General features: G+C 69.2%; 10 protein-coding genes and 1 pseudogene. 4 read left to right on the plus strand and 7 right to left on the minus strand.

Annotation, left to right across the window (positions count from 1 at the left end):
* Positions 1–95: 95 nt before the first annotated feature.
* Positions 96–410 carry a DUF3099 domain-containing protein gene (locus FHS29_RS32660; RefSeq protein WP_184697695.1) on the plus strand — a complete coding sequence of 105 codons (315 nt, stop codon included), beginning with the start codon at positions 96–98 and terminating at the stop codon, positions 408–410.
* Here the strand turns inward: FHS29_RS32660 and FHS29_RS32665 are convergent.
* Positions 392–1,264 (minus strand): carbohydrate kinase family protein, encoded by an 873-nt coding sequence (locus FHS29_RS32665; RefSeq protein ID WP_184697699.1) that lies wholly within the window; start codon positions 1,262–1,264, stop codon positions 392–394. The two genes, FHS29_RS32660 and FHS29_RS32665, sit on opposite strands and share 19 nt — an antisense overlap.
* Positions 1,261–2,166: a pseudouridine-5'-phosphate glycosidase gene (locus FHS29_RS32670; RefSeq protein ID WP_184697702.1), complete on the minus strand. Its 906-nt coding sequence runs from the start codon at positions 2,164–2,166 to the stop codon at positions 1,261–1,263. Before FHS29_RS32670 ends, FHS29_RS32665 begins: the two co-directional genes overlap by 4 nt.
* A 31-nt stretch (positions 2,167–2,197) precedes the next feature.
* On the opposite strand from FHS29_RS32670, the gene FHS29_RS32675 reads away from it, so the two are divergent.
* Entirely contained in the window at positions 2,198–2,449 is a 252-nt protein-coding gene (locus tag FHS29_RS32675; RefSeq protein WP_184697705.1) for a DUF3039 domain-containing protein, read from the plus strand.
* Positions 2,450–2,690: 241 nt separating this feature from the next.
* Here FHS29_RS32675 and FHS29_RS32680 read toward each other — a convergent pair whose 3' ends face one another.
* From FHS29_RS32680 to FHS29_RS32695, 5 genes and pseudogenes are all read right to left on the minus strand, one after another.
* A complete protein-coding gene (locus FHS29_RS32680; RefSeq protein WP_184697709.1) occupies positions 2,691–3,095 on the minus strand; it encodes an Imm1 family immunity protein in 405 nt (134 codons plus the stop codon).
* Complete coding sequence (locus FHS29_RS38545) at positions 3,083–3,193, minus strand: hypothetical protein (RefSeq protein ID WP_376774494.1); 111 nt, start codon at positions 3,191–3,193, stop codon at positions 3,083–3,085. The genes FHS29_RS32680 and FHS29_RS38545 overlap by 13 nt, the downstream gene beginning before the upstream one ends.
* Positions 3,194–3,290: 97 nt before the next feature.
* Positions 3,291–3,665: pseudogene (locus FHS29_RS32685) on the minus strand (DddA-like double-stranded DNA deaminase toxin); the annotation flags it as partial.
* Positions 3,641–3,895, minus strand: coding sequence for a hypothetical protein (locus FHS29_RS32690; protein WP_184697715.1), 255 nt, complete (start codon positions 3,893–3,895; stop codon positions 3,641–3,643). The pseudogene FHS29_RS32685 and the gene FHS29_RS32690, both read right to left, overlap by 25 nt.
* A gap of 72 nt (positions 3,896–3,967) precedes the next feature.
* Entirely contained in the window at positions 3,968–5,149 is a 1,182-nt protein-coding gene (locus FHS29_RS32695) for a YihY/virulence factor BrkB family protein (RefSeq protein ID WP_376774495.1), read from the minus strand.
* A 141-nt stretch (positions 5,150–5,290) separates the two neighbouring features.
* Here FHS29_RS32695 and FHS29_RS32700 point away from each other — a divergent pair, with 141 nt between their 5' ends.
* Complete coding sequence (locus FHS29_RS32700; protein WP_184697717.1) at positions 5,291–7,003, plus strand: DEAD/DEAH box helicase; 1,713 nt, start codon at positions 5,291–5,293, stop codon at positions 7,001–7,003.
* Between the two features lie 221 nt (positions 7,004–7,224).
* On the plus strand, positions 7,225–8,358 hold the full coding sequence (locus FHS29_RS32705) for a sugar ABC transporter substrate-binding protein (RefSeq protein ID WP_184697720.1): 1,134 nt from the start codon (positions 7,225–7,227) through the stop codon (positions 8,356–8,358).
* The last annotated feature ends 283 nt before the right edge of the window (positions 8,359–8,641 follow it).

The raw sequence follows: 8,641 nt of genomic DNA on the forward strand, positions 1-8,641 counted from the left end.
CAACGACCGTTGACCACCGTGGTGGCCGTCACGTGGCCGGAAATACGTCGGCCGACAGGTGTCGCCCACTACTCACTAGTGGGACCATGGAACACATGGTCGACCACGAGCGCGACGGCGTACCGGTGCTCATCACCGAAGCGGCACCTTCCTACGAGGAGCAGCACGCCGCGCGCAAGCGCAAGTACGCGATCATGATGGGCGCCCGCATCCCGTGCCTCGCCTTGGCGATGGTGTTCTACCAGACGTGGTGGCTGGCGTTGGCGTTCCTGGTGCTGTCCGTGCCGCTGCCGTGGATGGCGGTGCTCATCGCGAACGACCGCCCGCCCCGCAAGGCGGAGAAGGCGAACCGCTTCGTCAAGGAGCACCGCGCCCTGGAATCCCGCGACCATCAGGTCATCGAAGGCTGAGCCCCCACCGCCGACACGGCCCGAGCAGCCGCCTCCACGCCACCGAGCAACGCGTCCTCGCGTGACGCGCCACCCACCCAAGCGGCCAACAACCCACCGTCGAACGCGTCCCCCGCGCCGGTCGAGTCCACGCAGTCGACCGGTAGCGCGGGCACCGACACGACGCCGTCCCGATCAACCCAGCTCGCGCCGCCCGCGCCCGCCGTCACCGCCACCGCGCCCACGACGTCCAACAGCGCCGACGCCGACGCGGGCTCAGGCGATCCGGTGAGCGCAACGAGCTCCTCCGTGTTCGGCAGCAACAGATCAACGCCCCGCACGTCGTCCAGGAACCCGTCGTAGATCAACGCCGCCGACTGCGGATCCACAGACGTGGTCAACCCCGCCGCACGGGCCGCCCGCAACACCGCCGGCCCGGCCGCCCGCGACGTGGCGTCCAGCAGCACGTACCCGGACAGGTGAAGGTGCCGCGCCCCCACGAGCAGCCCGGCGTCCAAGTCCTCCGGCGAGAACCGCGCGTTGGCCCCACGATCCGGCAACATGCTCCGCTGCCCGGTCTCGTCGACCAGCACCACCACACAACAGGTGGCGTTCTCCCGGTCCACCGCGAACGCACACCGGACACCCGTCGACGTGAGTTCCGAGGCCACCTGCCGACCGGCGAAGTCGTCCCCCACCCGCGCCACCAGCGTCGGCGAAGCCCCGCAGGCCGCCAGCCAGGCGGCAGTGTTCGCCCCGGCCCCACCGGGCGCGATGGTCACCGAGGCGCGCGAGTCGTCCCCGTGCACGATCGGCCCGGAGTGCCGCGCCACCACGTCAAGCCCGGCATCCCCGACCACGACGATCCCGTTCACCGGCACAACTGCACCGCGACCTGCGCGGCGAGCGCGGCGTTGGACACCACCAGCGCCTCGTTGGCATCCAGGCTCACCCCGCCGCTGGCGCTGTGGAAGTGCTCCAGCAAGGCGGGCGTGACGTCCTTGCCGTGCACGTCCCGCGTCGACTCGAGCCCTTCGGCCAGCAGCCGGTCGTGCAGTTCGACGTCCATCTCGAACTCGTGCGGGATCGGGTTGGCCAACAACACCCCGGCCGTCCCCGGCACGGAGTCGCGGTGCGCGGCCACCACAGCCGCCGCGTCCACCGGCGAGTCCACCCGCCACGGCACACCGAACGCCGACTCCCGCCGGTAGAAGGCGGGGAACACATCGGTCCGGTAGCCCAGCACCGGAACGGACCGGGTCTCCAACAACTCCAACGTCGCCCCGATGTCCAGGATCGACTTGACCCCGGAACACACCACCAGCACCGGCGTGGTGGCCAGCACATCGAGGTCGGCGGACACGTCCCAGGTCTCCCGAGCCCCCCGGTGCACCCCGCCCAGCCCGCCGGTGGCGAACACCCCGATCCCGGCCGCATGGGCGAGCGCGGCGGTGGAGGCGACCGTCGTGGCCCCGTCCCGCTTCAGCGCGAACGCGGCCCCCAGATCCCGCCGCGACAGCTTCACCAGGTCGTTGCCCGGATCGCACACGTAGTCGAGCTCGGCCTCCGACAACCCGACCTTGGCCACCCCGCCGAGCACGGCGATCGTCGCGGGCACCGCCCCGGCGCCGCGAACGATCCGTTCGAGCTTCGCCGCCACCTCCCGATTCCGACCGGGCGGCAGCCCGTGCGACAGGATGGTGGACTCCAACGCGACCACGGGCCGGTTCCCGGCCAGGGCGGTGCGGACCTCTTCGGTGACGCTCGGCGTACTCACGAGGGGCCATCATCCCAGGTAAGCTGGGGGCGTGAGCACGCAGACTCTCCCAGACGTCGAGACCCGGCCCGAAGGCACGGACCAGACCGGGGACGACACCCCGAAGATGTTCCACTACGTGCGCAAGGCCAAGATCGCCGAGAGCGCGGTCATGGGCACGCACGTGGTGGCCCTCTGCGGCGAGGTCTTCCCGGTCACCAAGTCGCCGAAGCCCGGCTCCCCGGTCTGCCCGGAGTGCAAGAAGATCTACGAGGGCCTCCCCAAGGGCGGCGGCGGCGAGTGACCTGACCCCGCCCACCCCGCGCCCCGGTACCCCGCCGTGCCGGGGCACAGTGCTGCCCACCTCGCATCACCCCCAGACACACCGCCCGGTACCCCAGCGCCAGTCGTCCCTCAAGTGCCGGCACGCCACCCGCCTCACCGCCACGCGAGCCTCTAACCGATCGCCGGCGCATATCCGCCTGTGGCGTCGCGTCGGTTCGCGTACGCGTCCATCCAGGCCACGTACCGGCCGCAGTCGAGGGTCAGCGCGGTTGCCACTGGATGCCCGTTGGCCGTGCTCCCCCGGTGGTCATGTACTCGTGCGCGGCCCGGCGGACCGCGTCCAGCGGGATTTCGGCGTCCGCCGGGTATTCGGTGTCCGATCCCGTGAAGTAGTAGATGGGTGGCAGATCGGCCACGTCGGTGCCTTTGCTGGTGACGCCGTCAGGTGCGTCCGGACCGGAGTAGTAGAGAACTCCGCGCCCGTACTCGGCGTCCAATCCCACGTCGAGGATGGCGCGACCGGGATCGTCCGCGATGAGAAGTTGAACCGTGTTGGGCCCCGGCCACCCGGCCACGGTGTCCAAGACCGCGTCCAACCCGGCGGGGGTGTCCACGACGGTCGGTTCGGCCGCGTCCCTGTCGAACCACGTTTCTAGCGCCACCACGGGCGGGCCCCTCCTGTGTATCGCTTCCGGAACCGCTCACCTTCGGCGTTCACGCCGTGCACGGTGAGCGTAGACCCTGGTGGCAGCAGGATAGGCACGAGAGTGTCGCAGCCGAAACGACCTGCGCACGCATGTTGTGATCACGACGGTGGCGTGCTGGATTCCTTCGCGCACCATGTGTGCGGCCAGCTTGATTTCCACGTCCGCCGTTTTGGCCGACGCCGCGCGCATTCCCATGTTCTTCAGCATGGTATCGGCCGCGTCGGAATCATCATCCTTACCGCTGACGATCGGTTCCGCATTGCCATGGGGGGTGATCCATCGACCGTGCGTCTTGCGGCCACGTTCGCCTGGTGCTATCGGTGGCGGCAAACCACGGCGTAGTTGCTCGATCTGTTCCGGCGGGATGACGGGCGGTTCGTTCGGCTCGGCTCGACGGTCCGTGTGCGGCGCGGGTGGCTGTTGCTCGAATGGCCGATGTGGCGGTTGTGCGGGTCGTGGAGCATTGAGGACCGGTGGCGGCTTGGCGTCACCTGTGAGAGCGGTCAGGGCATCCTGTGCATGATCCATGCCTGCCCCGAGAGCTTGCCCAGTTCCGTGATGACGTTCTTGACTGCGGCGAGCGTGGCCAGGGTTTGTTCCGTGTCGGTTTCCAGACGGACGGCCCCGCGCAGGTTCGCGGCCAAGAGGTCGTGTGCCTCTTCCGCCAAGTCCTGAGCTTGCCCCAATGCGTCCCGGCACTTCGACGCCACATCGCACGCCTGCGCCACGTTTTCGGCCACTTCCTCGATCGATGCCATCCACCCTCTTCGCCGGTGTCAGCACAAATTTGAGGAACCACCATAAAAAGAACCCGGATCCGCCGAACGGGATCAGGAAGAGCGATCAATCCGAAGCGGCCGAGTCTCGGCGGTATCAGCCGGCGACGGAGCAGGTCCGACGTCATCCGTCACACCCTTCCCCTCGTCGTCGCCATCCTCGCCGGTACCGCGACGCTGACCGTCGCCGTTCTCACCCTCTTCCCCACCGGCAGAAGCGGCGTCCGCCCGACTCCAAGCCGCCTTCCCCTCGTCCGACCGGATCCGCTCAGCCGCCCGCTCCAACTCCAACCGCCGCCACCGACGCCGCTGCCGCCGCGTCATCCGAGCTGGCCACATCTCCTGCACGGCACTGTTGAAATAAGCCCCGATAGTGATGGCCAACCCGATGAAGAACGCGAACAGCAAGAACGCGATCGGCGTGGCCAACGCCCCATACGTATACCCGGTCGTGGTGATCCACTGGATGTACAGCCGCAACCCGATCGACGACAGCAAGAACACCGTCATCGCCAACGCCGCCCCAGGGATCAACCGATGCCAGGGCAGCTTGTTGGGCAGCGACAACTTGTACAGAGAAGTCAGCGCCAACACCAGCAGCACCGCGATCCCCGGGTAGTAGAACGCGCTCAACCAGACCTCGATGGTCGGTCGCCACCCGGTGGGGAACACGAGCAGCAACAGATCCGGCCCCAGCGCCAGCACCGGCAGCCCGACGATCAGCAACACCAGGCTGGCCACGTACAGCAGCAGCGCGAAGATCCGCTGCCACACCTCGTTGCGCACCCCGTACTGATCGTGCGCCGCGGTGATCGCGTCCACGAACGACGACATCGCCGACGACCCCGCCCACAGCGAGATCAGGAAACCGATCGAGACGATCTCGCCCTTCCCGGTGGTCAGTATCTGGTCGACCGTCGGCGCGATCACGTCGTTGACGACGTCCCCGCTGAAGATCGTCCGGCAGAACGAGATGATCCGGTCCTTGACCGCGGAGACCACCTCGGGCCCCAGCCAGTCCCCGAGGTAGCCCATCGACCCCAGCAACCCCAGCAGCAGCGGCGGGAACGACAGCGTCTGCCAGAACGCCGCCTCCGCCGCCTCGGAGAAGATGCTCCCCTCCCAGGCCTTGGACAGCGTGCGCGCCAACAGCCGCAGGGGCCCCTTCTTGGCCGCGCTGCGTGTCCGGGCGCGTGCTGTCTCGTCGGTCGGCGAAGCCATCGCAACCCCAAGCATGGTGCATCGCGGGTGATTTCGCGGCATCGGAACCCGGGTGTCGCGCCCGCAACGGGTAGGCTGTCGGTGCCCTCGACGGTCACCACCACGAGGGCATTCGCATGTTCCAACGCCACTGAGCAGGAGAGAAGGGGTTCGAGGTTGTCGCAACCGCAAGGCGCCACGACCCGCCCCCTGCGCGCCTGGCAGCGCCGCGCGCTGACGAAGTACCTGGCCGCCAAGCCCAAGGACTTCCTCGCCGTGGCCACCCCCGGCGCCGGCAAGACCACGTTCGGGCTGCGGGTCGCCGCCGAACTGCTCGCCGACCGCACGGTGGAAGCCGTCACCGTCGTCACACCCACCGAGCACCTCAAGCACCAGTGGGCGCAGGCGGCGGCCGAGGCAGGCATCGCGATCGACTCGAACTTCCGCAACACCAACGCCGTCACGTCCCGCGACTACCACGGCGTCGCCCTCACCTACGCCCAGGTGGCCGCGCACCCGACGCTGCACCGGGTGCGCACCGAGCAGCGCAAGACCCTGGTCCTGCTCGACGAGATCCACCACGGCGGCGACGCGAAGTCCTGGGGTGACGCGATCCGGGAGGCCTTCACGCCCGCCGTGCGCCGGCTGAGTCTCACCGGGACGCCGTTCCGCAGCGACGACTCGCCGATCCCGTTCATCAGCTACGAACCCGGCGCGGACGGCACCCAGCGCAGCAAGGCCGACCACGCCTACGGCTACTCCGACGCGCTCAAGGACGGTGTCGTCCGCCCGGTGATCTTCCTCGCCTACTCGGGCGAGGCGAGCTGGCGGACCAGCGCGGGCGAGGAGTTCTCCGCCCGGCTGGGCGAGCCGCTGACCCAGGAGCAGACCGCGCGGGCGTGGCGGGTCGCGCTGGACCCGACCGGCGAGTGGATCCCGTCCGTCCTGAAGGCCGCCGACCTGCGCCTGACGCAGCTCCGCAACGGCGGCATGCCGGACGCCGGGGGACTGGTGATCGCCACCGACCAGACCGTCGCCAAGGCCTACGCCGAGATCCTCAGGCGCGTCACCGGTCACGACGCCACCCTCGTGCTCTCCGACGACCCGAAGGCCTCCGGTCGCATCGCGGAGTTCTCCCGGTCCGACGAACGCTGGATGATCGCGGTCCGCATGGTGTCCGAGGGCGTGGACGTCCCGAGGCTCGCCGTCGGCGTGTACGCCACCAGTTCGTCCACCCCGCTGTTCTTCGCCCAGGCCGTCGGCCGGTTCGTGCGCCGGCGGGCCAAGGGCGAGACGGCCAGCGTGTTCCTGCCCAGCGTCCCGGTCCTGCTCGGGCTGGCCAGCGAGCTGGAGCAGCAGCGCGACCACGTGCTGGGCAAGCCGCACCGGGAGAAGGACGGCTGGGACGAGGAGCTGCTGGCCCAGGCCAACCAGGTCAAGGACGAACCGGGCGAGGAGGAGCGGGCGTTCACCGCGCTGGGTGCGTCCGCCGAGCTGGACCAGGTGATCTACGACGGTTCGTCGTTCGGCACGGCCGCGTTCGCGGGCAGCGAGGAGGAGCAGGAGTACCTCGGCCTGCCCGGTCTGCTGGAGCCCGACCAGGTGCGCGCCCTGCTGCGGCAGCGCCAGGAGAAGCAGCTCATCGAAGCCGGCAAGAAGTCGGCTCCGATTACGCCTGCCCCGCAACAAATCCGGCCGGCGAGTGTGCAGGAGCGCCTGGGTCAGCTGCGCAAGGAGCTGAACACGCTGGTTGCCATGCACCACCACCGCACCAAGAAGCCGCACGGCAAGATCCACAACCAGCTGCGCGAGTACTGCGGTGGCCCGCCCACCGCCATGGCCAGCATCGAACAACTCGAAGAACGCATCGCCACCCTGCGCTCTTGGTGACCTCCTGACGCGCTGCGTTCGCAGCGACGCGGACCGTCTCCCTCCCGGCACGTAACTGCCGGCACCAACTGCGCCATTCGGCGCATCAAACGGTCCTCCCGGTTACCTCCTCGTTAGCTCAGCGCGCCACTTGATCGGTCAAGTGCGCTTCCGGTCATCGTGCTCCGAGGCATACGTTGTGCGCCACAACATTCTCCGCGTAGCTCGGAAAGGGATGGCGGATGCGCAGCAGGAGCCTCGCCCTCATCGCCGTCGGTACCGGCCTGGCCGTAGCCGTGACGGCGTGCGGCGCCAACACGTCCGGCGGTGGCAGCACCTCGGACACCAACACGAACAGCGGCTCGGGCGGCGCGAAGGTCGGCGTCATCCTTCCCGAGACCGCGACCTCCGCCCGCTGGGAGGGCTTCGACAAACCGCTGCTGGAGAAGGCCCTCAGGGCCGAAGGACTCGACCCCGACATCCAGAACGCCCAGGGCGACGTGCAGAAGTTCTCCACGCTGGCCGACGGCATGATCAACGCCGGCGTCAAGGTGCTGATCATCGCCACGCCCAACAGCGAGGTCGGCGTGTCCGTGGCCCGGAAGGCCGAGGGCCAGGGCATCCACGTGATCGACTACGACCGCCTCAACCTCGGCGGCAGCTCGAAGTACTACGTCTCGTTCGACAACGTGAAGGTCGGCGAACTGCAGGGGCAGGGCCTGGTCGAGGGCCTCGCCAACCTCGCGCCCGGCAAGAAGCCCGCCGAGGTGATCGAGATCGAGGGCGCCCCGACGGACAACAACGCCACCCTGTTCACCCAGGGCCAGAAGCAGGTGCTCCAGGCCAAGTACGACGCCGGTGACTACAAGCTGGTCCAGTCCCAGCCGATCGAGGGCTGGGACAACCAGAAGGGCGGCACCACCTTCGAGCAGATCCTCACCGGCAACGGCCAGAAGGTGGACGGCGTGGTCGCCGCCAACGACGGCCTGGCCGGCGCGGTGATCACCGTGCTGAAGAAGTTCGGCCTCAACGGCAAGGTCCCGGTCACCGGTCAGGACGCCACCCCGGAGGGCCTCCAGGCCGTGCTGCGCGGCGACCAGTACATGACCGTGTTCAAGCCGATCGCCGCCGAGGCCGAGGCCGCCGCCAAGCTGGCCGGCGCGCTGGCCAAGAACGACACCGCCGCAGCCGACGCCCGAGCGACCGGCGTCACCAAGGACCCCAAGAACGACCGCGACGTCAAGTCCGTGCTGCTCACCGCACAAATGATCACCAAGAACAACGTCAAGACCGTCGTGGACGCCGGCTTCGTCAAAGCCTCCGAAATCTGCGTAACCGACACCCAAGCCGCCTGCACCGAACTAGGCATCAAGTAACCCCCTTCCGCCCCCTCACCCCTCTCCACCCCGCCCTTCTCCGCCCCTCTCCGCCTCACCTCTCCGCTCTTCTCCGCCCGTCTCTCCGCCCCACCCCTCCACTCTCCCTTCCCTTCCCCACATTTCCTCGCACTAGCCCCCCTCGCCACCCCACACGCGAGGCCGCGTCGGCTTGTCGCGGGGGGGGGTGTGGGCCGGGACCCGGGGGGTGGGGGGGGGGGGACCCCGCGCGCGCCCCCGCCCCCCCCGGGCCCGGGCGCCCCCGCGCCGGGCGCGAGACGAC

It is taken from the genome of Saccharothrix tamanrassetensis (assembly GCF_014203665.1).
GTDB classification, from domain to species: Bacteria; Actinomycetota; Actinomycetes; order Mycobacteriales; family Pseudonocardiaceae; genus Actinosynnema; species Actinosynnema tamanrassetense.